The organism is Actinoplanes sp. NPDC019969, from assembly GCF_055562375.1.
The window spans coordinates 120,737-144,787 of record NZ_JBVHFK010000015.1 but is presented as its reverse complement, the minus strand read 5'-3'; the positions used below and the strand labels follow the sequence as shown (position 1 = coordinate 144,787).

General features: G+C 72.5%; 19 protein-coding genes. 12 read left to right on the top strand and 7 right to left on the bottom strand.

What is annotated here, in order from left to right:
• Positions 1–21 precede the first annotated feature (21 nt).
• The gene (locus ACZ3II_RS36945) at positions 22–1,293 is read left to right on the top strand and encodes a tetratricopeptide repeat protein (protein ID WP_465524232.1); all 1,272 of its coding nucleotides are present in this window, start codon (positions 22–24) and stop codon (positions 1,291–1,293) included.
• Positions 1,294–1,494: 201 nt separating this feature from the next.
• Here the strand turns inward: ACZ3II_RS36945 and ACZ3II_RS36940 are convergent, their stop codons facing one another.
• Positions 1,495–2,520 carry a hypothetical protein gene (locus ACZ3II_RS36940; protein WP_465524230.1) on the bottom strand — a complete coding sequence of 342 codons (1,026 nt, stop codon included), beginning with the start codon at positions 2,518–2,520 and terminating at the stop codon, positions 1,495–1,497.
• 93 nt (positions 2,521–2,613) lie between these two features.
• Here ACZ3II_RS36940 and ACZ3II_RS36935 point away from each other — a divergent pair, with 93 nt between their 5' ends.
• From ACZ3II_RS36935 to ACZ3II_RS36920, 4 genes are all read left to right on the top strand, one after another.
• On the top strand, positions 2,614–3,222 hold the full coding sequence (locus ACZ3II_RS36935) for a TetR/AcrR family transcriptional regulator (protein WP_465524228.1): 609 nt from the start codon (positions 2,614–2,616) through the stop codon (positions 3,220–3,222).
• The gene (locus ACZ3II_RS36930) at positions 3,219–3,725 is read left to right on the top strand and encodes a hypothetical protein (RefSeq protein ID WP_465524226.1); all 507 of its coding nucleotides are present in this window, start codon (positions 3,219–3,221) and stop codon (positions 3,723–3,725) included. Before ACZ3II_RS36935 ends, ACZ3II_RS36930 begins: the two co-directional genes overlap by 4 nt.
• A gap of 68 nt (positions 3,726–3,793) precedes the next feature.
• Positions 3,794–5,800 carry an NAD-dependent DNA ligase LigA gene (gene ligA / locus ACZ3II_RS36925; RefSeq protein ID WP_465524224.1) on the top strand — a complete coding sequence of 669 codons (2,007 nt, stop codon included), beginning with the start codon at positions 3,794–3,796 and terminating at the stop codon, positions 5,798–5,800.
• A 26-nt stretch (positions 5,801–5,826) separates the two neighbouring features.
• On the top strand, positions 5,827–6,408 hold the full coding sequence (locus ACZ3II_RS36920) for a hypothetical protein (protein WP_465524222.1): 582 nt from the start codon (positions 5,827–5,829) through the stop codon (positions 6,406–6,408).
• Between the two features lie 28 nt (positions 6,409–6,436).
• Here ACZ3II_RS36920 and ACZ3II_RS36915 read toward each other — a convergent pair whose 3' ends face one another.
• Entirely contained in the window at positions 6,437–7,420 is a 984-nt protein-coding gene (locus tag ACZ3II_RS36915; protein WP_465524220.1) for a DUF2867 domain-containing protein, read from the bottom strand.
• Positions 7,421–7,474: 54 nt separating this feature from the next.
• Here ACZ3II_RS36915 and ACZ3II_RS36910 point away from each other — a divergent pair, with 54 nt between their 5' ends.
• From ACZ3II_RS36910 to ACZ3II_RS36900, 3 genes are all read left to right on the top strand, one after another.
• Positions 7,475–8,071 (top strand): TetR/AcrR family transcriptional regulator, encoded by a 597-nt coding sequence (locus ACZ3II_RS36910; RefSeq protein ID WP_465524218.1) that lies wholly within the window; start codon positions 7,475–7,477, stop codon positions 8,069–8,071.
• Between the two features lie 82 nt (positions 8,072–8,153).
• Positions 8,154–8,384, top strand: a complete 231-nt coding sequence (locus ACZ3II_RS36905) for a hypothetical protein (RefSeq protein ID WP_465524216.1) — start codon at positions 8,154–8,156, stop codon at positions 8,382–8,384.
• A gap of 90 nt (positions 8,385–8,474) precedes the next feature.
• The gene (locus ACZ3II_RS36900; protein ID WP_465524214.1) at positions 8,475–9,404 is read left to right on the top strand and encodes an aminoglycoside phosphotransferase family protein; all 930 of its coding nucleotides are present in this window, start codon (positions 8,475–8,477) and stop codon (positions 9,402–9,404) included.
• On the opposite strand, the gene ACZ3II_RS36895 is transcribed toward ACZ3II_RS36900, so the two are convergent.
• The 3 genes from ACZ3II_RS36895 to ACZ3II_RS36885 form a co-directional block, all read right to left on the bottom strand.
• Positions 9,393–9,998, bottom strand: a complete 606-nt coding sequence (locus ACZ3II_RS36895) for a hypothetical protein (RefSeq protein WP_465524212.1) — start codon at positions 9,996–9,998, stop codon at positions 9,393–9,395. The genes ACZ3II_RS36900 and ACZ3II_RS36895 overlap by 12 nt on opposite strands.
• Before the next feature lie 11 nt (positions 9,999–10,009).
• Positions 10,010–10,498: a SigE family RNA polymerase sigma factor gene (locus ACZ3II_RS36890; RefSeq protein WP_465524210.1), complete on the bottom strand. Its 489-nt coding sequence runs from the start codon at positions 10,496–10,498 to the stop codon at positions 10,010–10,012.
• 113 nt (positions 10,499–10,611) lie between these two features.
• Complete coding sequence (locus ACZ3II_RS36885) at positions 10,612–11,664, bottom strand: alpha/beta hydrolase (RefSeq protein WP_465524208.1); 1,053 nt, start codon at positions 11,662–11,664, stop codon at positions 10,612–10,614.
• Between the two features lie 142 nt (positions 11,665–11,806).
• Between ACZ3II_RS36885 and ACZ3II_RS36880 the strand changes: the two genes are divergently transcribed.
• Together ACZ3II_RS36880 and ACZ3II_RS36875 are read left to right on the top strand one after the other, a co-directional pair.
• A complete protein-coding gene (locus ACZ3II_RS36880) occupies positions 11,807–13,015 on the top strand; it encodes a sensor histidine kinase (RefSeq protein ID WP_465524206.1) in 1,209 nt (402 codons plus the stop codon).
• Between the two features lie 7 nt (positions 13,016–13,022).
• On the top strand, positions 13,023–13,667 hold the full coding sequence (locus ACZ3II_RS36875; protein WP_465524204.1) for a response regulator transcription factor: 645 nt from the start codon (positions 13,023–13,025) through the stop codon (positions 13,665–13,667).
• Positions 13,668–13,673: 6 nt separating this feature from the next.
• Here the strand turns inward: ACZ3II_RS36875 and ACZ3II_RS36870 are convergent, their stop codons facing one another.
• Positions 13,674–15,440 (bottom strand): hypothetical protein, encoded by a 1,767-nt coding sequence (locus ACZ3II_RS36870; protein WP_465524202.1) that lies wholly within the window; start codon positions 15,438–15,440, stop codon positions 13,674–13,676.
• A gap of 174 nt (positions 15,441–15,614) precedes the next feature.
• Here ACZ3II_RS36870 and ACZ3II_RS36865 point away from each other — a divergent pair, with 174 nt between their 5' ends.
• Positions 15,615–16,436, top strand: coding sequence for an SAM-dependent methyltransferase (locus ACZ3II_RS36865; RefSeq protein WP_465524200.1), 822 nt, complete (start codon positions 15,615–15,617; stop codon positions 16,434–16,436).
• Positions 16,437–16,651: 215 nt separating this feature from the next.
• Positions 16,652–18,430: a putative bifunctional diguanylate cyclase/phosphodiesterase gene (locus tag ACZ3II_RS36860; RefSeq protein ID WP_465524198.1), complete on the top strand. Its 1,779-nt coding sequence runs from the start codon at positions 16,652–16,654 to the stop codon at positions 18,428–18,430.
• Positions 18,431–18,471: 41 nt separating this feature from the next.
• Here the strand turns inward: ACZ3II_RS36860 and ACZ3II_RS36855 are convergent, their stop codons facing one another.
• Positions 18,472–23,883: an ATP-binding protein gene (locus ACZ3II_RS36855; protein ID WP_465524196.1), complete on the bottom strand. Its 5,412-nt coding sequence runs from the start codon at positions 23,881–23,883 to the stop codon at positions 18,472–18,474.
• Between the last annotated feature and the right edge of the window lie 168 nt (positions 23,884–24,051).

Sequence of the window (24,051 nt, the reverse complement as noted above, 5' to 3'; positions counted from 1 at the left end):
CCGCGTTATTCAGGAGGCCTCATGCGTCGCATGGTCATGCTCATCGCTTTCTCGGTGCTCGGCGTCGCGCTGGTCGTCGCCGCCGGGGCGCTGCTCATCCCCTGGGGCGACCGTTCCCCGGCCGGTCCGGCCGCCGCCCGCGAGACCGACCCGATCGTGCTGGCGCAGCAACGGCTCCAGCGGCTGCCCGACGACTGGACGACCTGGGCGCAGCTCGGGATGGCGTACGTCCAACGGGCCCGGACCACCGGGGACGCCGCCGACTACACCCACGCCGAGGAGGCGCTCGACCGGTCGCTGGCGATCCGGCCGGAGAACAACGCGGCAGCGCTGACCGGGCTCGGCGCGCTCGCCGCCGCGCACCACGACTTCCCCGGGGCGCTGGAGCACGGCAGGGCGGCGCTGAAGGTGGACCCGTACCGGGCCGCCGCGCTCGGCGTCGTGGCCGACGCGCTCACCGAGCTGGGCCGGTACGACGAGGCGTTCCCGACGGTCCAGCGGATGGTGGATCTCAAACCGGACGCCGCCTCGTACGCGCGGGCCTCGTACTCCTGGGAACTGCGCGGGGAGACCACGCGCGCGACCGAGGCGATGCAACGGGCGCTGGACGCCTCGTACCTGCCCGCCGACAGCGCGTTCGCCCGGCTGCACCTCGGGCAGCTCGCCTTCGGCGCCGGCGACCCGGACACCGCCGAACAGCACTTCACCGAAGGTCTGCGGCTGCTGCCGGGGCATCCGCCGCTGCGGGCGGGCCTGGCCCGGGTACGCGCGGCGCGCGGCGACCTCACCGGAGCGTCCGGCGAGTTCCGGTCGATCGTGGGCACGGTTCTGGAGCCGGCGTACGTGGCCGAACTCGGTGACCTGCTCACCGCCGCCGGGCAGCCGGCCGAGGCGGAACGGGAGTACACCCGGGCGCGGGAGGCGTGGGCGGCCGAGGCGAAGAACGGGCACCCGCCGGAAGCCGACCCGGTCCTGTTCGCCGCGGACCACCGGGATCCGGGGGCCCTCGACGCCGCGCGGCGCCTCTACGACCGCCAGCCCGGTATCGGCGGCGCCGACGCGATGGGGTGGGCGCTGCGGGCGGCGGGCCGTCCCTCGGAAGCGCTGCGGTACGCCGATCAAGCTCTCCGGCTGGGCACCCGTAACGCGCTGGCGCACTTCCACCGCGGCATGATCCTGTCCGACCTGGGCCGGGACGCGGATGCCCGGGTGGAGTTCGAGACGGCCCTGCGGATCAACCCGCACTTCTCCGTCGTGCACGCCCCGGAGGCCCGCGCCGCCCTGAAACGCTGACGACCTCGGCTGTACGGCAGGCGCCTTTCGGGCGGCTGGAGGCAGGCGTGGGGTACGGCTGGCGACCTCGGCTGTACGGCAGGCGCCTTTCGGGCGACTCCGAACAGGCCTGGTGTACGGCTGGCGAACGTGGCCGTACTGCCCGATGTGTGAGGAGGCCGCCCCGATCAGGGGCGGCCTCCTGTCGCGGGGCGGTGGTGCTCAGACCGCCGCCGGGGTGGTCGTCCGGGTGGCCGGCTCGGTGGCAGCCGGAGCCGGGTGGCGGCGGGCACGCAGGCCGGCCGCCAGGCAGAGCAGCGCGCCGACGGCGAGCCAGGACAGCAGCACGACGACCGGCTGGGTGGTGGCGGCGCCGTCGAAGAAGGCGGTCGAGCGCAGCAGTGAACCCCCGGCGCCCGGCGGCAGGAACTGGCCGAGGGCGCCGGACCAGCCGGGCAGCATCTCCGGGGCGGTGGTGACACCGGACAGCGGGTTGCCGACCAGCATCATCAGGGCCGCGCCGAGGCCCAGGCCGGCGACGCCGAGCAGGGATTCCATGCCGAGCAGGGTCAGCGCGGTGGCGCCGATGGTCAGGGCGATCGCGCCGGCGTTGGACCAGTAGCCGCCGCCCAGTGAACCCAGCCAGAACTGCAGGATCGCGGCCATCGCCAGGCCGCCGGTGACCGCGAAGGACAGGGCGGCGACGATCTTGCGGCCGGTGCCCCGGAGCCGGGCGGTGAGCAGGGCGGCGGCCATGATGCCACCGATCACCAGCGGGAGCGCTCCGGCGGCCAGGCCCGCGCCACGGGGGTCGTCGGACGGCCACGCGACGAGGTCCCGTACCGCCGCAGCCGGATTTTGACCCTGGTGTTGGGCCTGGCTGAGGGCGGTGCCGAGCGCGGTCAGGGTCTGCGCGACCGGGGTGCCGGCGGCGGAGGCGGTGATCACCTGCGGGGCGCCGGTGGAGAGGTCGATCGCGCCGTAGACCTCCCGGTCGCGGATCAGCTGCTCGGCGGCCGCGGTGCCGGCGACGGCGGTGATCGTGAAGCCGTCCGGCACGCGCTGCTCGAGGGCGGCGGTGACCTGCTGGACGGCGGGGGCGGGACCGGCGACGGCGATCGGGATGTCGTGCACCGAGGACCGCACGGCAGGCCAGGCGAAGGCGGTGAGCAGCACGCTGATGATGACGGTGAGCAGTCCGACCGTGGCGGCGACCCGCGGCCAGGGTGACGGCTTGTCGCTGGTCATGGGAACTCCTTAAAGAGAACGATTGTTCGTTTTGAAGCGTGCGCGCCGGGCCGGGGTTTGTCAAGAACGAGCGTTCGTTTTAGCGTGGGACGCATGCCACGCGTTTCCGAGTCACATCGGGCGGAGCGCCGCGCCGAGATCGTGACGGCAGCGACCCGCCTCTTCGCCGCCAACGGGTTCCACAACACGTCGATGGCCGGGGTGATCGCCGGTTCCGGGCTGTCCGCCGGCGCTGTGTACAGCTATTTCCGCAGCAAGGAGGAGCTGATCGGGGCGGTCGCCGACCGGGCGATGGCGACCGCGGACGAGGTCTTCGAGGAGTTGCTGGCCGGCGGGAACGCGCCGTCCCCGGCCGCAGCGGTCACCGCCATGATCGACGGGCTCGCCGGGCGGTTCGCGGAGGATCCGGTGACCGGGGTGGATCTGACGCGGATAGCCGTACAGATCTGGTCCGAAGCTTTGCGGAACCCGGACCTCCGCAAGCGCGTCACCCACGTCGTGGAACGCCTGCGTGCGCACTGCGCGGAGATCGTCCGGCGCCGCCAGGAGGCCGGGCTGCTGCCCGGGAACGCCACCCCCGGCCAGGTGGGCGCCGCCATGCTGGGCCTGGTGCAGGGCTACATCCTGCAGCGGCTGCTGATCCCGGCGACCGATGCCGCCTACTATGTGGCCGGTCTGGAGGAACTGCTGGAGGCGCCGTGATCGACCCGTCCCCACCGATCTGGCTGCTCGACGTCGACGGGGTCCTCAACGCGCACCGGGCCGGCTGGTCCGCCCCGCCACGGATCGCACAGGTCTGGTCCGAGGCTGATCAGTACGACTACCGCATCCGTTACGAACCGAAACTGATCAGCGCCATCCGGCGGTTGCACGGCTCCGGGACGGTCGGCGTGACGTGGTGCACCACCTGGTGCAGCGACGCGGCGGCGCTGGAGAAGGGGCTCGGGTTGCCGTCGTTGCCGCGCGCGTTCACCGAGCCGGTGACCATCGAGGCGGCCTGTGCGGCGAAGTGGGCGGCCGCGCAACGCGTGATCGCCTCCGGCCGCCGCCTGATCTGGACCGACGACGTCGAGGTCGCCCATCACGCCGCGGAGTCGTCCGCCTGGGCATCGGAGGGGCGCGCGCTGCTGATCGGCCCCGACGAGAGCCGCGGACTCCGGCCGGACCATCTGCGCCGCATCGCGGAGTTCCTGTCGGCCGGGTGAATTCCCGCTGCGGGTGGCCCGGGCCGGATGCGCGGAATTTTGTCGGACCCCGGCCGTACCCTCTCGGCATGGTCAATCGTTCACCGGAAACCGACACCTTCGCCGATCGCACCGAGTTCGACGAGGCGGTGCAGCGGGCGCGGCACGCCGCCACGGCGTATTACGACACCGGCGACGCCGTGATGACCGACGCCGACTACGACGCGCTCGCCGACCGGATCGCCGCGTCGATCGCGGCGCATCCGGAGTGGGACGACCAGGGCGTCACCACCGCGGTGGCCGCGGGGGCCTCCGCCGGTGGCGACGTCCGGCACCCCACCGCGATGCTGTCCCTCGACAAGATCAAGACGCCGGAGGAGGTCGCGGCGTTCGTCGCCACCCTCGGCGGCGACGCCTGCCTGGTCGAGGTGAAACTCGACGGCCTCGCGATCCGCGCGGAATACGCCGGCGGCAAGCTCGTGCTGGCTGCGCTGCGCGGCGACGGGGCCACCGGCGAGGACGTCACCGCCCAGGTGCGGCGCGGTGTCGCCGGGTTGCCGTCCGAGCTGGCCACGCCTTGGTCCGGTGAGGTGCGCGGCGAGGTCTACATGACCGTCGACGACTTCGAGACCGCCAGCGCCAACCGGGTCGCCGCCGGCGGCAAGGCGTTCGTCAACTCGCGCGGCGCGGTCGCCGGGGCGATCCGCAGCATCGACCGGGCATACGAGGCGCCGATGACGTTCGCGGCCTACGAGATCACCGGCGCCGGCATCGACGCGTCCGGCACCCATCTCGCCCGGATGGACCGCGCCGAGGCGCTCGGCTTCCCGGCGGCGTGCCGGCTGATCCCCGAGGCCGCCGGCGAGTGCGTCACCGCCGAGCAGGTGACCGCGGCGATCGACCTGATCGGCGCCCGCCGGTCCACGCTGGTGTTCCCGATCGACGGCGCCGTCATCAAGGCCGACGCGGAGTCCACCCGGCGGCGCCTCGGCCTGGCCAGCCGCACGCCGTATTGGGCGGTCGCCTTCAAATACCCGCCGGACACCGCGTCGACCGTGCTGCGCGACATCGAGGTGCGTGTCGGCCGGACCGGCCGGATCAGCCTGCGCGCCGTCATCGACCCGGTCCACGTCAGCGGCACCACCGTCACCAAGGCCACCCTGCACAACCCGCAGTGGGTCGCCGAGCAGGGCCTCGCCATCGGGCAGACCGTCGCGGTGTGGCGGGCCGGTGACGTGATCCCCCGGGTCACCTCACCGATCGGCGAGCAGCCGCACGGCCTGACCCCGTGGGTGGCGCCCGAGGTGTGCCCGCAGTGCGGCGAGCCGTGGGACAAGTCGAGCCTGCTGTGGCGCTGCCACACCGCCTCGTGCGCCGCCGCTAACGCCCTGGCCTACTGGTGCAGCCGGGAGGCCCTGGACGTGGACGGCGCCGGCGACTCGTTCTGCGACGCGGTGATCGAGGCCGGGCTGGCCCGTAACGTCGCCGATCTGTACGCGCTGACCGTCGACGACATCGCCGAGCTGCCGGTCGGCAGGACCACGGCGGGCGGCACCGTGATGCTCGGCCGGTCCAACGCCGAGCGGATCATCGCCGGGCTGGAGGCGAGCAAGCAGCAGCCGTTCAACCGGGTCGTCACCGGCCTCGGCATCCGGATGACCGGCCGCAGCGTCGGCCGCTGGCTGGCCGCCCGGTTCAAGTCGATGACCGCGCTGCGCGCCGCCACCGTCGAGGAGATCGCCGAGATCGACAAGATGGGCCTGATCAAGGCGCAGCACGTGGTCGACGGCCTGGTCGCGATGAGTGACGTCATCGACCGCCTCGCCGGTCACGGCCTGACCATGGAGGTCGTCGACGACGGCGGCGCGAAACCGCTGGCCGGCCACACCTACGTGGTGTCCGGGTCGGTGCCCGGCTACACCCGCACGACGGTGAGCGAGCGGATCGAGGCGCTCGGCGGTTCCGCCAGCAGCAGCGTCTCGGCGAAGACGACGGCCCTGGTCACTGCCGAGACCACCACGGCCAAGGCGAAGAAGGCGGCCCAGCTCGGCATCCCGGTCATCGACCCGGAGGAGTTCGCCCGCATGCTCGCCTGACCGCCGCGGCGATCCAGGGTGCGAAGGTGACAGTGGCTGAGGAACGGGGGCGGATCGGCGTCGAGCGGGTGCACAGCGGGAGGGATCGCTTCGGGTCGATCGACGCCGTGGACGGGTCGGCGGGTCATGATGTCCACGTCCGGCGGGGATGCGAAGGCGGGTACGAGGTCACGGTCTGGGCGGAGGACGACCCGGTCGCGGCGGGGTGGACGGATGCCGTGCCGGAGATCGCGGGCACCATGCTGGGGTTGCGGGACGAGGCGCCGATCGAGGAGCTGTGCCGAGGATACCTCGCCCGCGTCGAACCCGGCGAGGCGAACGAGGTTCGGTGGCACCTGCTGATCAGGCACGGTGCGGGCCACCTTGCTCGTCTGGCCGCGGTGGCCGCCGCGGACCCGGTGCTGCGGGCTCTGCGGCCGTGGGTCAGCCACGGGACACTGCACCTGCTTCACCCGCGGGACCGCGTCGGTCATGCGCGATTCGGCCTCGCGGTCCACGGATTCTCCGGCGACCTGATGAGGCTGGGCGTCCCAGGCGCCCCACTCGGTCCCGCCGAAACACTTGATGCCGTGGTGGACAGGGCTGTCGCCGCTGCCGGGAGATGGTAGGTCCCCGGCAACGGCGGCCGGTCGGGGCTCAGGTGTGCTGGGGGAGTGGGGTGATCCGGTGGGCGGTGGGGGCGGTCGCGCGGCGGGCGGCGCGGCGCAGCATCGCCCGGACCACCGCGGGGTGGAAGAGGCGGACCAGGGCCAGGTAGGCGCGACCGGACCGGTTGTGGGCGGTGGCGTGGGTGGAGACGGTCACGATGGTGCCGCCGGGGCCGGGTTCGACCAGGATGGAGGCCCGGAAGTCGAGGTGGCCGGCGTCGGTGCCGAGGAGCAGTTCGCGGCCGTTGCGGTCGAGGGTGCCGAAAGCGGAACGCTCGCCGCGCTCGATGCCGAACGGGGCCACCAGGGCGTTACGCAGGCGCAGCAGGGCGACGACGGCGCTGGGCGGGTCACGGAAGACACGGTCCGCCCACTCCTGCGGGTCGGTGCTGGTGCCGGGTGGGACGCGGACCGAGAAGGCGTCGGCCAGATCGGGCCGGGGCAGCGCGGCGTGCAGCAGGGCCGCGCGGGACGGGACCGGGCCGGAACGGACGCGGCCGTTGGTGACGGCGACGGCGAGCCGGGCGACGAGCGGATAGCGGTACGGCCGCGCGACGGTGCCGGTCAGGGCACGCTCGGCGTTGTCGAGCAGGTGCTCCAGCACGGCGTCGTGGCAGGGGCGGACCACCGTCGGCCAGAGAAGGCGCATCGTGCCGTGGAGGCGGCCGGAGATCCGGTGCCGCAGGACGCACGAGCCGGGACCGTTGTCGACGACCTCGAGCGTGTGGGTGCCGACCAGGCCGATGTGCGGGTGGAAGGTGCACTCCACCAGGCGGCCGGGCCGGTACGCGGTGACGTGGTAACGGATCCCGTCGTGCCCGCCGTCGGCGCCGGCCCCGAGCGGGCGGTCGAAACGAATCGGCGCCCAGGTCGGGCTGGGCCACAGCGGATCGTCGGCGGAAGCCAGGCGGTCCAGCAGGCGGCCGGCTTCGGCGGCGGGAACGGGAAGCACGCGTTCGTGGACGTTCTCCATGCGGATCGCCTTTCCATACGGTGCCGTATGTTTTCCGTACTGTAGCGTATGGACATGTCGCCACGCCGTCCCGATAAGCAGACCGCGACCCGGCTCACAGCCGACGACTGGACACACGCGGCGCTGGAGGCCATCGGCAGGGGAGGCCTCGCGGCCGTCGCCGTCGAACCGCTCGCCGCCCGGCTCGGCGCCACCAAGGGCAGCTTCTACTGGCACTTCGCCAACCGGGACGCGCTCATCGAGGCGGCGCTGCAACGCTGGGAGGCCGACCACACCGAAGCGGTGATCGCGCTGGTCGAGGCCGAGCCGGATCCGCTCGCCCGGCTACGGCTGCTGATCAGCACGGTGATGGAGTCGACAGCGAGCGAACCGGCCGAGTCGATCGAGCTGGCCATGCTCGCGACCGCCGGACATCCGCACGTGGCGCCGGTGCTGGCCCGGGTGACGGAGCGGCGGATCGCGTACACGGCGCAGTTGTTCCTCGCCCTGGGGTCGAGCCGGGTGGAGGCGGAGCGGCGTGCCCTCCTCGCGGTCAGCGCCTATCTCGGGCACGCGCAACTGGCGCATGCCGCGCCGCGGGTGGTTCCGGGCACCGCGGAGGACCGGCGTGCCTATGTGGACCGGCTCATCGAGCTGTTCACCGCGCCGTGACGGCCGGGGCAGGCATGGCGGAACCGCCGCCGGGGTAGACGGACGGGTGCCAGCTTCCGGCTATCCGGGGAGGGAACCCGAGATGTCCTATCCGACCCGCAACCGTTCCGGCGCCCGTATCTGCACCATCATCGGTTTCGTCTGCGCGGTCCTCGCCGTGCTGGTCTATCCCGTCGCCTTCGGATTCCTGGCCGTCGTGCTGGGGCTGGTCGGCGGATTCCTCGGGGACCGTCCCCTCGGCTGGTACGCCGCGGCGGCCGGTGTCGGCGGGGCGGTCCTGGGTCTGCTCCTCGCCGCCGCTGTCCTCGGCTGACCGTTCCGCGGCGCGTTCAACCCGGGAGCACGCGCGTTCCGTTCCGCGGCGCGTACTTCCCGGGAGAACGCGCGCTCTAGGCTGGCGGCCGTGCAGAACGATGGGCGGCCGCTTCTCGCTGACGCCCCGGAGGCGGTACGAGCGGCAGTCGCGGAGATGCTCGGGGAGCCGGTCGTCGCGGAGCATCCGGCGGCTGCCGGGTTCACGCCGTCGATCGCCTCGATCGTGGCCGGGCGGTCGGGTGCGCGGCTGTTCGTCAAAGCGGCTGCTCACGAGATGGGCGCGGCGGTCGAGGCCGGCGCGGTGCTCGCGGATGCGGTCGGAGAGCTGGGCCCGCGCCTGATCGGCTTCGCGATCGTCGGGAGCGGCGATGCCGGCTGGCGGGTGGCCGGGTTCGAGGTGGTGGCGGGGGAGACGGTCGGCCGGTGGACCGCCGCGGATGTCGGTGGGCTGCTGGCGGTGGCCGAGCGGATGCGGGAACGGCTGGATCCCTGCCCGGTCGGGGGCGTCACCCCGTACGCCGAAGATTTCGTGCCCTTGCTGGGGGGCTGGCGGAGCCTCGGCGGGAGACGGCCACCGCCGCACGGGCTGCCGGTGGGGCTGCTCGCCGAGCTGGAGAGCCGCTGGACTGCCGTGCTCGCGCCGGGGACCGCCCTGCACCACGGCGATCTGCGGCGCGACAACGTGATCCGGGAGCCCGGCGGCGGGCTGCGGATCGTCGACTGGACGCATCTGTGGACCGCTCCTGCCTGGATGGATCTGATCCGGCTGCTGCCGGATGTGGCGGCCTGCGGGATCGACCCGGAGGCGGTGCTGCGGCGTTCCTGCTGGCGGGACGTGCCGGACGAGCACGTGAACGTGGCGCTGGCCGGGCTCGCCGGACGTGCCTGGCGGGACTGCGCGCTGCCGGGCGAGCCTCGGCTGCGGCGGATGCAGGCCGAACAGGCGGACTGCCTGCTGGCCTGGCTGTCCGCGCGGCTCGGCGGATGGTCGGCGGCTGTCCGCGGTTCACTCGGGTAGCAGACCGGCCGCGACGGCCCGAAGCTCGTTCTCCGGCACCCGCGTGTTGCCGCCGATCGAGATCACGGTCCCGTCGGGAGCGGTGATCAGGACGTCGTACGCCGTCTGCTTCGTCGTGATGAGCTGCGCCGTCCCGGCAGGCACGGTGAACGTGTCGACCACCTCGGCGCCCGGCGCCTGAGCGCCCAGCAGGTGCTGCGGAAGAACCACAACCCCCCGGTCGAGCGGAAGCGGCCGGAGCACCGTGATCCACAGATAGGATTCGCCGCCGGACTGTTCGAGCCGGCGCATCGACACCGCCGCCTGGTCCGCGGCGCCCGAGGGGGCGGTGACGACGGAGTCGCTGCGTTTCGGGTCGAGCCGGACCCCGGCGGGCAGGTAGGTGATCCGGAAGCGGTCCACGTCGCCCGCCGCCGCACTGGCCGAGGCGGCCGGCAGCGGTGGAGCCGCCGGGGACGGCCAGGCGACGAGCGCGACCCCGGACAAGCCGAGAACCACGCAGCCGGCGGTGACGGTCCGCAGCGTCCGGCGCCGTCGCACACCGTGCCGTACACGGTTCAGGAATTCGTCGGTGACCGGCAGGTCGAAGTCCATCGGCTGCATGCTCAGCTCTCCGTTCGGGGAGTGGTCATTCGTTCGCGCAGGGTGGCCAGGCCGCGGGACAGGTGGGTCCGGACGGTCCCGGGGGCGCAGCCGAGGATCGCGGCGATCTGCTCGTCCGGCTGGTCGGCGAGATAGCGCAGCGCGATCGCGGCCCGCTGCTGCGGTGGCAGCCCGGCGAGGATCTGCCGGATCACGGCGCTGTCGTGCACCGAGTCCAGCGCCGCGTCCTCCCGGGCACGCTCCGGAACCTGTGCCATCGGGACCGGGCGGCGACGGCGCCGCTCGTTCAGGAACAGGTTGACCATGGTGCGCTGGGCGTACCCCACCGGGTTGCCGTCCTTGCGGACCCGGGACCAGGACAGGCCGACCCGGATCAGGGTCTCCTGCGCGAGGTCCTCGGCGGCCTGCGGATCGAGGGTCAGGGCGTTGCCCAGGCGCAGCAGGGCGGGCGCGCTCTGCCGCAGGAACGTCTCGAATCCCGCACCCCTCATACCTATGAATACACGCGGGGCGTCCTGATTCGTTGACAGCCTCCGGAGCGGAAGTTCGCTCGGGGTACGGGGCCGGCCCCACCGGGCGAGCATCTCGAACTCGTCCGCCGCCGTCATCGCGGGTCCCGGCCGGGACGAGCGGCCGCGATGCCGGCGATGGCGTCCAGCGCGGTGGAACCGGGAACGAAGTAGCCGTCGTGGCCCTCGACGTCGTCACACGGCAGCGGCCGCGCCCCGAACCCCGGGTCGGACGGCAGCCGCCCGTGTCCGACGCCGAGCATCCGCAACCCCGGAACCCGCCGGATCCAGTCGCCCGGCGCGGCGCAGGCCCACACCTCGGCGCCGGTGCGCAGACCGGCCCGGCCGGTGACGCCCATCCCGGGACTGCCGATCGCCACCAGGTCGGTGACCTGCGGGCTCAGCGCGGCCGCGGCGAGCCCGGCGACGGTGGAGCCGTAACTGTGGCCGACCACGGCGACCGTCCGGTCCGGCCGCCCGAGCACCAGGCCGTCGACGAACCGGTCGAGCGCGCCGGCGCCGGCGGCCGCCCGGTCCTCGCGCAGGGTGGCGCGGCCCATGCCCTCGGGCGGGTCGTAACCGAGCCAGGCCACCACGGCGGTCCGGGCGCCGGGATCGGTGACGCGGGCCCGCTCGAACACCTGGCGGGCCTGCCAGCCGAGGGCCCGCCGCTGGACGCCGCCGAGCCCGGTGTCGAAGTCCGCCAGCCGGGTGTCCACGCCCGGCACCAGGACCGTCACCCGATCCGCCGTCTCCAGATCGCCGAGGACCTCGGCGATCAGGCCGTCGCCCCGGTCGTCGAAGGCGAGGATCTGCCGGCCGGCCGCCTGCGGGAACCGGAGCCGGTTGGCCGCGTACCGCAGGGGGACGGGGACGCCGTCGAGATTGCCGACGATCTCCGGATAGCGCGCCGCGAGCCCCGCCGCCCGCGCCGGCGGCAGACCGGCGAAGAACGCGGCCACCCGCGCCGGGGTGGCGGTGCGCGGGTCGGGCGGGGACAGCGGCTCGGCGAGCCAGCCGGACAGGCTCACCACACCCGCCGCCGGCGCCGGCAGCGTCGGGCCGAACAGCGACCCGCCGAGCAGGCCGAGTCCGGTGAGGACGGTCGCCAGCACGGCGTGGCGGGACATGACCATGACGTTCGACATGCCATTGAGCCTGGTCACAGGGCCGCTCCGGCACAGTGGTGCAGGCACTCGGACGATGGTGGGGTTATCCGAACCCCCAAGGTGGGGGTGGCACCCTCGCGGCCACCCGGCCGGGCACGAGATGCTGGCCGGGATGAAGACGATGCTCACCGTTTACTTCGGGCCCCGATCGCGGCGCGGGCTGGCATACCTGCTGCTCGTTCTGCCGATCGACCTGCTGAGCGCGATCCTGCTGCTGGTCGGCTCGCTGGCGGGCGCCATCCTGCTGATCACCCCGCTCGGCGCGTGGCTGCTGGCCGCGGTGCTGCGGGCCGCGATCGGCCTGGGCGCGAAACGGCGTGCGCTGTGCTCCTGGCTGCTCGGCGAGCAGATCCCGGACCCGGTGCGGACCGCCGGCGCCCGGGGCGCTTTCGGATGGCGGCGGGCGGTCCTCAGCGATCCGGTCAGCTGGCGGATGCTGGCGTACGTGCTGACCAAACCGCCCGTGGCAGCGCTGTCCCTGGTCCTGGCCGGCGGATGCTATTTCTACAGCCTGACCGCGCTCATCTACTTCCCGTTCCACACCGGCCCGTTCGACAACGAGTCGGTGGCGGTCCTTGTCACCAGCGTGATCCTGCTGCTGCTCGCTCCGTGGGTGCTGCGCGGGGTGCTCACGATGGAGCGGCTGCTGATCCGCGGACTGCTCGGTCCGACCCGGTCCAGCCAGCGGATGCGCGACCTGCGCGACTCGCGCGACCGGGCCGTGATCGACGCCGACGTGAACCTGCGCCGCATCGAGCGCGACCTGCACGACGGCGCCCAGGCGCGGCTGATCGGCGTCGGCATGCACCTGGCGATGGTCCGCGAGCTGGTCACCGCCCAGGCCCCGGCGCAGCAGGTGGTGGCGGCCGTCGACACCGCCCAGAGTTCCCTCGCCACCGCGGTCGCCGAGCTGCGCGATCTGGTGCGCGGCATCCACCCGCCGGTGCTCGACAACGGCCTGGAGGCGGCGCTGGCCACGGTCTCGGCGGGCAGCGCGGTGCCGGTGACGGTGGCGATCGACCTGCCCCGGCGGCCACCGCCGGCGCTGGAGAGCATCGCCTACTTCACCGTCTGCGAGCTGCTCACCAACGCGGGGCGGCACAGTGGGGCGAGCCGGGCTACGATCCGTGTCGATCTTCGTGACGAGGTGCTGGGCCTCCGGGTCGGTGACGACGGGCGCGGCGGCGCCCACCAGCGGGCCGGTGGCGGACTGGCCGGTCTGACCGAGCGGATCCGGGTGGTCGACGGCGAGCTGTCGATCGACAGCCCACCGGGCGGCCCGACCCTCGTCACCGTGGAGATCCCCTGCCCGGCACCGGAGAGGCCCTGAACGACACATGCGCATCGTCATCGCCGAGGACTCCGCGATCCTCCGCGAAGGTCTCGCCCAGTTGCTCACCGTCCGCGGTCACCAGGTGCTGGCCGCCGTCGTGGATGTGCCGGCCCTGTTCGAGGCGGTCGCGGCCGACCCGCCGGACGTCGCGATCGTCGACATCCGCCTGCCGCCGACGCACCGTGACGAGGGGCTGCGGGCAGCGGTCCGGTTGCGCCGGGAGTTCCCCGGCACCGGGGTCATGATCTTCTCGCAGTACGTGGAGACCGCCTTCGTCGCCGAGCTGCTCGCCGGCGGCTCCGAGCGGGTGGGCTATCTGCTGAAGGAACGGGTGGTCCAGCTCGACGACTTCATCGACGCGCTGCACCGGGTCGCGGCCGGCGGCACGGCCCTCGACCCGGACGTGATCACCCAGCTGTTCGGGCGCACCCGGCACCGGGACCTGCTCGCCGAGCTGACGCCACGGGAGCGGGAGGTGCTGGCGCTGATGGCGCAGGGCCGCACCAACACGGCGATCGCCACGGCGATCCGGGTGTCCGAGCGCGCGGTGGAGAAGCACATCGGCAACATCTTCACCAAGTTCGACCTGCCGCCGTCCGACGCCGACCACCGCCGGGTGCTCGCGGTGATCCGCTACCTGCAGAACTGACGCGGCTCAGCGGCGGGTCGCCTCGCGCACGTTGACCAGCAGGACCAGCAGCGCGGAGGCGAAGAAGGTGAACGTCAGCACGTAGAGGCCGTCCAGCCAGAGGAACGCCAGCGCCAGCACGGCGACCGCGGCCAGCAGCAGCCGCAGCATCACGGCCAGCAGCTTGCCGCGGACGAACCCCTCCACCAGCAGCAGCACCAGCAGCAGCGCCAGCGCGGTCTCCTGCCCGGAGAAGGACAGCCCGGAGAACGACCGCGGCGACACCACCGCGCCGATCGCCAGCAGGATCAGCGGCGTGCTCAGCACCGACCACCAGGACCGGGCCCGGCCCAGGAAACCGGCGGTCTGTTCCAGCGGCAGGCGGCGATGCAACAGGTGGGTGTGCGGGTGCTGCGGCGGCACCGGTACGGCGTTCGCCGCGCGATGCAGTTCGTCGGCCAAGCGGGTCCGTTCCATCCGCAGGTCGAGCAGCCGTTGCTCCTGCGGGGCGAGGGCGCGCACCTCGGGCGCCGACGCGGGCAGCCCGGCCGCGGCGACCGTCAGGTCGTGACGCAACTCGGCGATCTCGGCGTCGAGGTCGGCCAGGAGGTCACGATCCTTCTGGGTACGCAGCTCGATGAGCCGCTGTTCCGCCGCGGCGTCCGGGACGACCTTCGCCAGCCCGGCCCAGCCCACCGGATCGGCCCAGGCCTGCCGGACCGTGCCGTCCCTGCCGTACCGGGGCCCGGCCGGCCCGCGTTCCCCGCCGAGCCGGTCGCGGGTGTCGCGCCCCCACAGCCCCCGGTAGTCGCGCACCCACGGCGTCTCGTCGCCGATGACCACCTGATCCCACGACTCGCGCTGTCCCGGCCCGACCGCGCGGCCGTCGCCGCGGGCGTAGTCCACGTACGGGATGCCGACGATCCGCTGGTCCTCCGCCGACCACGGCGCCAGCAGCCGTGCCGACCAGCGCAGCGCGTCGACCAGCCCGCGCAGCCGCGGCGGCCGGACGGTGATCAGGTAGTCGCCGGGCAGGTACGCCCCGGAGTGTGACCCGGCGCCGACGAACACCACCGGATGCCGTCCGCCCTCGATGGTCAGATCCGGGTCGTCCCATCGCCGCCGCAGGTCGTCGCCGACCTCGTCGTGCGCGGAGAACACCACCCAGGACGGCGCCGGCGGCTCGTCGCCGGTGAAGCCGTTGGCGTCGACGAAGACGGTCACCTGCTCCCAGTCGCCCTCGTGCTCGTTGACCCCGCCGAACGCCGAACGCCAGTTGTTGAAGCTGTAGAAGAACCAGTACTGGCAGACGATCCACGGGTCGTCGCGCAGCACCCGCCCGTAGTAGGTGGGCCGGGACGCGTCCAGATGGTCGCGCTGGAGCAGGAACGAGCGGGCCGCGCTGCCGCCCGGGACACTGCCCCGGAACAGCAGCGAGAACCGGTTGAGCGTGTCGACGAGCCGGGCGGTGAGGCCGACCGACGCCAGCCGGCTGGACCTCTTGAGGTGCGGCGGGCGGTCCCGCAGCGGGATGTGCGCGTGTTTCTCGCCGGTCCCGATGCCGGACAGTGAGAAGCCCAGGCCCTGTTCGGCGCCGCCGGCCGCGGCCAGGCTGTCCAGGCGCAGCCGGCCCGGCCGGGCGATCTGCAGCGGGCTGGTGCCGGGCTCGTTGCGCCACAGGCTGGCGTGCCGCACGTAGTGCTCGACCGAGACGGGGAAGAAGTACTCACCCTCGGTGAACCGGGCCACCGGCTCGTATGCGCGCAGCAACCGCAGGTCGTCTCCGCTTCCCACCGCCTGAGATTATCCGGATCGGTCACCTCACCCGCCGGGTGTATGGACGTCAGGTTGGCGGGCGCCTATAGTCATGGGTGCGGGGCCTCGTTCGGTGCAAGTTGCAGGATCAGCCTTCCCTTGGGCCCGGTGGGCATACATAGGATGCGAGGCGGAGCGCGGTGGGGGGTGGCGGTGACGGAGTCGAGCGCGTGGGTGCCGGACGGCGTCGACATCACGGTGCCGAACGCTTCCCGGGTCTACGACTACGCGCTGGGCGGCGTGCACAACTTCACCGTCGACCGCGAGTTCTGGCATCAGACCGAGCAGGCGTTCCCGGAGGCCCGCATGGTCGCCCGCGCCAACCGGGCGTTCCTGGGCCGGGCCGTCCGGTGGCTGATCGAGGAGCGCGGCGTCACCCAGTTCCTGGACATCGGCTCGGGCATCCCGACGCTGGGCAACGTGCACGAGGTCGCGCAGGAGATCGACCCGCGGGCCCGGGTGGTCTATGTCGATGTCGACCCGATAGCGGTGGAGCAGAGCCGCAGCCTGCTGCGCGGCAATCCGCACGCCCGGGCGGTCCGCGGCGACCTGCGCGATCCGGAGGTGTTCCTCGCCGACTCCCGGCTGCTGGAGTTCCTGGACTTCTCCCGGCCGATCGGGGTTCTGATGGTGGCAGTGCTGCATTTCGTGCCGGACACCGCCGGGCCGCGGTCGATCATCGCGCGGATCGGCGCCACGCTGGCGTCCGGCAGTCACCTGGTGCTGTCGCACGCCGGCCCCGATGCGACCGAGCAGGGGCGGGAGCGGCAGGAGCAGGTGCGCGCCCTGTATGAGAAGACGCCCACCCCGCTGGTGATCCGTGACCGAGAGCAACTGCGGGGCCTGATCGACGAGGCGTTCGAGGTGATCGAGCCGGGCGTGGTCACCGCCGAGCAGTGGCGGCCCGACCCGGAGGAGGCCGCCGAGATCCCCCCACAACCGACCGCTTTGGTGGTGGTGGCCCGCCGTGTCTGAGGGTCACCCGAGCGGGTGGATTCTCCCGCCCCCGTAACTTTCTCCGGTGTGATCCGTTCACGGAGCGAGCTGCGCATATCGTACGGGTGATCTTGGAGGTATACCGCAGCGGCGGCGGCGCTTCAACCCGTGGCAGCACTGTGCCCCGAGGAGGCACAGTTTTCGACGGCCCGCCACACAGGGTGCGCGGCCGTCGACTGTGAGGGGACCGCCTCATGACACACGCGGTCAGCAGCGCCGACGATCCGTCACTGAATGCGCTGGCCCAGCGATTGCTGCGGGTGATCGCGGCGGCCGGTTGGCTGCCCGGGCGACGGCACAGACCGCTCACCGCCGTGCGGGACGTCCTGCGGCAACTCGTGTCCGCGGTCGAGGCCGAGCCGTTCGAGCCCGAGCCGGGGCGGCGTGCCGGTGCTCACCTGGTCAAGGTGCGGATGGCGGATCCGCGGGTGCTCGGCGCCGCGGTCCGGCTCCTCGCCGCCCGGCTCCCGGGGCTGTGCCGGGGCGACCGCGAGACGGTCGCCGACCGGGTGCTGCAGGTCCTCGAACAGATGATCAACGGGTTCGGGGCGGCACTGCGCGACACCGCGATGCGGGCAGGTGACGACATGCACCGGGCGATGCGGCTGGCCTGGGAGAACGAGAAGGCGCTGCTGGAGATCGAGCTGCAGCACGCGCGGCTGCACGACCCGGTCACCGGCCTGCCGAACCGCAACTACCTGCGCGAGCAGTTACGCCGGACCCTCGAGACGGCCGGGCCGGCGCAGCGGATCGGGATGGTCCTGCTGCGGGTCGACGACTTCACCGGCCTCAACGACGCGCTCGGCCACGCCCACGGCGACGACATGCTCGCCGCGATCGGCGCCCGGCTGCGGGAACTGGTCCGGGAGTGGACCGGCACGGCCCGGCCCCGGCGGGCGGAACTCGGCGAGGACGGCGGCCGCTACCTGCTCGCCCACCTCGGCGGGGAGCAGTTCGTGCTGGTGGTGACCGGCACCGACACCGACGAGATGCGCAAGATCGCCGAGCGGGCCCGGGAGGTGCTGCGGACCGTGGCGCTGCCGTCGGTCGACGGCTACGAGCTGCGGATCCGCACCACTGCCGGGATCGTCGAGGCGCCCGCCGGCAGCCGGGCCGAGCCGGACGAGTGGCTGCGCGACGCGCACCGGGCGCTGGCCTGGGCACACCGGGACCAGCGGGGCGCGGTGGTGTTCGACGACCGGCGCGCCGATCAGGACATCGTCCGGCACCGGCTGGCCGCCGCGATGCCGGCGGCCCTGGAACGCGGCGAGTTCGAGCCGTACTTCCAGCCGATCGTGGACCTGAGCGACGGCCGGGTGATCGGCGTGGAGGCGCTGGCCCGCTGGTGGCGGCCCGGGATCGGCCTGGTCAACCCGCAGGAGTTCATCACCCCGGCGGAGAAGACCGGCCTGATCGTGCCGCTGGACCACACCATGCTGGAACAGTCCTGCCGCCAGGGCGCCACCTGGCGCGGCCAGGGTCACGACCTGGTGATCAGTGTGAACGTGTCCGGCTTCCACCTCGGCGAACCGGGGCTGATCGCGGCGATCGCCGCGCTGCTCGACGACACCGGACTGCCCGCCGACTGCCTGCAACTGGAGATCACCGAGAGCGCCGGCGTCGAGCAGCACCTCGCCGTGCTGGCGGAACTCGACGACATGGACGTCCGGCTGGCGCTGGACGACTTCGGCACCGGCTACGCGAGTCTCGCCTCGCTGGCGAACCTGCCGGTGTCCACGATCAAACTGGCCGGGAAACTGGTGCGCGCCCTGGACGACGCCGACGACGCGGCCGCCGCCGCGGTCGTCAAACACATGATCAAGCTGTGTCACGAGCTGAACATCACCGTCATCGCCGAGGGCGTCGAGACCGAGCGGCAGGACGAGCAGCTCGGCCGGATGGGCTGCGACCTCGGGCAGGGCTTCCTGTACGGCCGTCCGCACCCGGCCGATGTCATCGCCCGGAAGTTGTAGGAGGCGGTCCACCGCGGCGGACCGCCTCCCGTACGCGTCGCCTAGCTCTTCAGGCCGTGCTCGATCGCCTCGATGATGCGGGGGCGCAGCTCAGCGGTGCTGACGATGGCGTCGACCGAACCGACCTCGACCGCCCGCTGGATGCTGTGCACCCGATCGAACTCGGACGCGACCTCGCCCAGCTTCTCGGCCCGCACCGACGACTGGACCTCGGCGAGGCGGGTGTTCAGCGCGGCCCGCTCGGCGCCGCCGGCCGCCGCGACCTGCGCCTGCAGCTCGGCGACCCGCGGGTCGTTGGCGGTCCGGTTGTTCACCTCGCCGGAGAACACGACGGCCGCCGCGGGGGCGCCGCCGAGCACCGACGCGAACGAGCCCTCGAGGGCCAGAACGGTCATGTTCGGGTTCAGCGCCTTCGAGAAGACCACGAACGCGCCGCCGTGATAGCGGGAGATCACGCAGAACACGATCGGGCCCTGGAAGTTGACGATCGCCCGGCCGATCTCCGCGCCGTACTCCAGCTGCAGGTTCCGCATCGACTCCGGAGAACCGTCGAAGCCGGACAGGTTCGCGAGTACGACCAGCGGACGGTTCCCGGACGCCGCGTTGATCGCCCGTGCCGTCTTCTTCGACGAGCGCGGGAACAGCGTGCCCGCCGTGTAGGTGTCCGGGCCGTCGGTGGGCGGGAACCCCCGGCGGGGCACCGACCGGGACTCGATGCCGAGCAGGCAGACCGGCCGGCCGCCGATGTGCGCGTCCTGCACGACCGAGGTGTCGGCGTCCGCCATGCCCGCCCACCGCTCCAGGACCGGGTGATCCTGATCGGACACGGCACGCATGACCGTACGGATGTCGAAAGCCTTTTTGCGGTCCGGGTTGTGGGTCGCCGAGAAGATCTCGCCGACCGTGGCGAAGTCGCTGCCGGCCACCGTGTGCGGGAACGGGGAGATGTCCCGGTCGGCCGGGTCGGTGGAGAGCGCCGGCCGCGGACCGGTCTCGCCGGGCGCCACGTACGTGTGCTCGTAGTGCGCCATCAGCACGTCCCGGGCCGCCGGCAGCGACGGCGCCCAGTACTGCGCCTGACCGTTCGGGCCCATCACCCGGTCGTAGCCGCCGATGCCGAAGTTGTCCTCGGCCGACACGCCGCCGGAGAAGTCCAGGGACTGCTTGCCGGTCAGCACCATCGCCGAGTCCGGGGTCATCACCAGGACGCCCTTGGTGTGCATGAGCATGGTGGCCTCGGCGTTCCAGTACGGCTGGGCGCCCACGTTGATTCCCGCCACCACGATGTTGATCTCACCGCCGGCCTGGGTGAACGTGACGATCCGCTTGAGCGCGGCGGCCACCCAGTCCATGTTCTCGGTGCCCGACGTCATCGAGATCCGGGCGCCGGCCGACAGTGCGAACCACTCCAGCGGGACCTGCATCGACTCCGCCAGATCCAGGGCCGCGATGACCCGGGCGCACTCCGGCTCGGACAGCGCGCCCAGCGACTTGGTCGGGTCGCCGAGCAGCACCACCCGGGTGATGCCCTCGGGGTACCGGTCGGTCTTCGTGGTGACCACACCCGCCACGATCGCTGCCGCGTTCCTGCCCTTGGGCCGGTCGACGGGCTCGAGGACACCGGACGGCGACAGGTCGTACTCGGTGAAGTCGCCGAGCAGACCGGTCAGCTCGTACGGGTAGACAGTGCCCCGCCGCGCCGCCCGCAGCACCTTCTGCCGGTAGTCGTCGAGCGGCTGCACCGGGTCGGTCGACGGCTCACCCACGTGCAGGTGCGCGCCGTTGCCCGGCTCCAGGGTGATCGTCACCGCCACCTCGGTCAGCTCCCCGCTGGACCGGCGCTGGCGGGCGATGAACTGCACCTCCTCCAGCCCGGCCCCGCTGGCCGTCGGGAGGATGCGCTGGACCAGGGCGTTGAGTTCGTCGATCGACAGTTCGGTGACCGGCCAGACGTACATCATGATCCGGTTGGTGTCGAACCGCTTGTTCTGCGGACGCTGCGCCTGGATGTTGCGGATCGCGTCCAGGGCGAGCGTGACCGCCTCCTCCAGCGCGGGCAGCGCGACCAGGCGGCCGTCCGTCTCGCGCAGCGCGGTCAGGTCGCGGACCTGGTACATCGCGACGAGACGCTCGTCGGAGGGGTTGCTCTTGGCGACCGCTTTGAAGAGGTACATCTCCTCGTCGGTGGAGGGCAGGCGGGTCAGGTCGAAGTCGCGGAGCCGTTCCAGTTGGAGGCGGCGGGCGATCTGCGGGTGGAGGCCACGGATGAGCCGATCTTCCGCAAAATGTCCCGACTTATCCGCACGGAAGGTGAAGTGGTGGTGCATCGTGGCGCCGCTGGTCCCGGCGATCGTCGTGGTGACTCGCCGAACCCCCGGCAGCGACACCTCGGCGAACAAGGAGCTGAGGTGGGCTGCCATCTCATCTGCGGAGGTCGGCTGCGCCTCCCAGGAGACATAAATATCGGAAACGTCCGATTCGCTCCCGGCCAGGGCGGCGAGAGAGGTGGACAAGTCCGAAATGTCAACCGCAGTGGCGGCGATGCGCGTGACCTCAGCGCCGCCCGTGTGGGACGTCGTCATGAACCGGATGTCACCCACGGTCTTGACTGACGGAACCGACAGCCCACGGTTGTCGTAGTACCGGCGGGTCAGGACCTCCAGCAGCGGGATGTGATCCCGCCCCGGCCGCCCGATCCGCTGCCCCAGCAGCCGGACCAGCGGCTCCGAACACGCCACCATGCTCTGGATCCGCTCGGCACGGTCCGCCGCGTCCGGGTGGTGGTCGAGATGCCGCAGGTCGGCGCGCACCGAGGCGTAGACCTCCGCCCGGGTACGCCGGAGCAGCGGCTGCGCGAACCACCGGAACACGATGCCCCGGGCCAGGTCCGACACCGACGGGAACCGGATCTGGGTCGCCTCGATCACGTGCTCCAGGGCGATCCCGGCCCGTTCGGCGAGCGGCTCCTGCGGCGGGTTCCCGGCGATCCACAGGCGCAGGATCTCCGAGACGACGCCGACGTTCGCCGCCGACCGCTGCAGCGCCAGGAAGATCCGGAAGACCGCGTCCTCGAGTTCCGGCGTCCGGTCCAGGCTGGTCACGCCGTAGTGGGCGAGCACCTGGGTGAGCCGCGCCTGGAACTCCGGCGTGACACCGGCCCGCTCCACGTCGAGGCTCTGCAGGTAGGCGTGGAAGTACTCGCGGGGGCTGTGCACCGCGTTGCCCGGCTCGGTCTTCCAGTCGTCGCCGGGCTTGTTGCGGCTGAGTTCGAGAAGGTCGGCGCAGATCGTCAGCAGCTCGATCTCACCGGCGCCGGGCCGGCGGCCGTGCCCCGCGAGGTACGTCTTGACCACGCTCGGGTCGACGTCGTACCCCAGCAGCAGTGCCCGCAGGTCGTCCAGACCGTGGTCGCCCGGCTCACCGGCCGGCAGGTCGATCTCGATCGGCGCGTTCTCCTCCGGAGCGTCGTCCGTGGCGTCGCCGATCGGTTCCAGGCGCATCAGCGGTGCGCCGGTCTCCACCTGGCTGCCGACGGCGACCGGGCATTCCCGGACGCGGGCCTTGAACGGCGCCCGCAGCACGTTCTCCATCTTCATGCTTTCCAGCACGAGGATGGGCGCGCCCGCCTCGACCTCGTCGCCGACGGCGAGGGGGGTGGCGACCACCAGGGCGGGGGCGGGGGAGCGGACCACGCCGCCCTCGTCGCGGCTGACCCGGTGGGTGACGCCGTCGACCTCGATCGTGTGGATCGGGCCGTGCGTGGCGGTGACCAGCCGGAACCGGTGGCCGTTGACGAACATCTGCTGGCTGTGCTCGTCGAACCGCTCGCAGATCACGTCGGCGTGCCCGAACGAGCCGCCGGAGAAGATCCCGACCCGGAACCGGTGCAGGCCCAGCCGGGACACCTGCACCCGGTAGCCGACGCCGCGCAGCTTCAGGTCCAGCGGCCGGCCGGAGTCGTGCTGCACCTGCGGGCGGCCGCCGTGCGCGGTGGTGATCAGCCGCTGCCGGGAGATCTCCTCCTCGTCCTGGTACGCCTCGATGCCGGCGGCGGCCAGGGCGATGCCGGAGTGCCGGTGGCTGATCAGGCGGCCCTCGGCGCGGACCCGGTCGATCCAGCCGGTGTCGGCGGAGCCGTCGACGACCTCGGGCTGGTCGAGCAGGTCCAGGACGAAGCTCTTGTTGGTGGAGCCGCCCTCGATGATGACAGTGGTCTCGGCCATGGCGCGGCGCAGGCGGCCGAGGGCCTCGTCACGGTTCCTGCCGTACGCAATGATCTTGGCGATCATCGAGTCGAAGGCGGCCGGAATGCTGTCGCCCTCGCTGACCCCGGTGTCCACCCGGATGCCCGGACCGGCCGGCAGCGCGAGACGGGCGATGCGGCCCGGCGACGGCGCGAAGTCACGGTCCGGGTCCTCGGCGTTGAGCCGCGCCTCGACCGCGTGACCCTGCTCGGCGGGCGGCGTGCCCTCGAGGCGGCCGCCGGCGGCCACGTGCAGCTGGAGCTTGACCAGGTCGGTGCCGGTGGTGATCTCGGTGATCGGGTGCTCGACCTGCAGTCGCGTGTTGACCTCGAGGAACGCGAACAGCTTCTCGCCCGGGTGGTACAGGAACTCGACGGTGCCCGCGCCCCGGTAGCCGACCGCCAGCGCCAGCCGGACCGCTGATTCCTTCAGCTCGGCCGCCTGCTCCGGCGCCATCACCACCGAGGACGACTCCTCGATGATCTTCTGGTTGCGCCGCTGGACCGAGCAGTCCCGGACGCCCAGCGCCCACGCGCCGCCCTGCCCGTCCGCGATCATCTGCACCTCGACGTGCCGCGCGCCGGTGACCAGGCGCTCCAGGAACACCACGCCCGAGCCGAACGCCCGCAGCGCCTCCTGGCTGGTCCGCTCGTAGGCGTCAGTCAGGTCGGCCGCCGAGTCGACGCGCCGGATGCCGCGCCCGCCACCACCGGCGGTCGCCTTCAGCATCAGCGGGTAGCCGATCTCGTCGCCGGCGCGCAGCGCGTCCTCGAGGGTCGCGACCTCGCCGCGGCTCCACGGCGCGACCGGAACGCCGACCTCCTCGGCGATCAGCTTCGAGCCGATCTTGTCACCGAGCTTGCGCATCGCCTCCGCGCTGGGCCCGACGAACGTCACCCCGATCCGGTCGCACAGCTCCGCGAACACCGGGTCCTCGGCGACGAAACCCCAGCCCACCCAGGCCGCATCCGCGCCGGACTCGCGCATCGCCTGCTCCAGCAGCGCGTGGTTGAGGTAGGGCCGGGCGGCGGCCGGGCCGAGCGGATAGGTCAGATCCGCCTCACGGACGAACGTCGACGTGCGGTCCTCGTCGGTGTAGAGGGCGACCGTCTCGATCCGGGTCCCGGTCTCCGCGGACAGATCCCGCACGGCGTGGATGAGCCGCATGGCGGCTTCCCCACGGTTGATGATCGCGACACGCCTGAACACTTGCCGAGCCTCCCGATAGCCCCGTCCGATTCTCCTCCTCCACCCTCTCGGCTACCGTCCGGTCGAGCCATAAGCCGGATCATGCATGTCGGGCACCGTTGTTTGTAGGAATCCTCCAAACCGCGTTGTCCCCGACGGCCGATTCCGGACGACAGGAGCGTTGCGGGC

Bases quoted from the DNA above. Each gene is read 5' to 3' on its own strand.
- ACZ3II_RS36945 (WP_465524232.1), top strand. From the start codon at position 22: ATGCGTCGCATGGTCATGCTCATCGCTTTCTCGGTGCTCGGCGTCGCG.
- ACZ3II_RS36940 (WP_465524230.1), bottom strand. From the start codon at position 2,520: ATGACCAGCGACAAGCCGTCACCCTGGCCGCGGGTCGCCGCCACGGTC.
- ACZ3II_RS36935 (WP_465524228.1), top strand. From the start codon at position 2,614: ATGCCACGCGTTTCCGAGTCACATCGGGCGGAGCGCCGCGCCGAGATC.
- ligA (WP_465524224.1), top strand. From the start codon at position 3,794: ATGGTCAATCGTTCACCGGAAACCGACACCTTCGCCGATCGCACCGAG.
- ACZ3II_RS36915 (WP_465524220.1), bottom strand. From the start codon at position 7,420: ATGGAGAACGTCCACGAACGCGTGCTTCCCGTTCCCGCCGCCGAAGCC.
- ACZ3II_RS36910 (WP_465524218.1), top strand. From the start codon at position 7,475: ATGTCGCCACGCCGTCCCGATAAGCAGACCGCGACCCGGCTCACAGCC.
- ACZ3II_RS36905 (WP_465524216.1), top strand. From the start codon at position 8,154: ATGTCCTATCCGACCCGCAACCGTTCCGGCGCCCGTATCTGCACCATC.
- ACZ3II_RS36895 (WP_465524212.1), bottom strand. From the start codon at position 9,998: ATGGACTTCGACCTGCCGGTCACCGACGAATTCCTGAACCGTGTACGG.
- ACZ3II_RS36890 (WP_465524210.1), bottom strand. From the start codon at position 10,498: ATGAGGGGTGCGGGATTCGAGACGTTCCTGCGGCAGAGCGCGCCCGCC.
- ACZ3II_RS36885 (WP_465524208.1), bottom strand. From the start codon at position 11,664: ATGTCGAACGTCATGGTCATGTCCCGCCACGCCGTGCTGGCGACCGTC.
- ACZ3II_RS36880 (WP_465524206.1), top strand. From the start codon at position 11,807: ATGCTCACCGTTTACTTCGGGCCCCGATCGCGGCGCGGGCTGGCATAC.
- ACZ3II_RS36875 (WP_465524204.1), top strand. From the start codon at position 13,023: ATGCGCATCGTCATCGCCGAGGACTCCGCGATCCTCCGCGAAGGTCTC.
- ACZ3II_RS36860 (WP_465524198.1), top strand. From the start codon at position 16,652: ATGACACACGCGGTCAGCAGCGCCGACGATCCGTCACTGAATGCGCTG.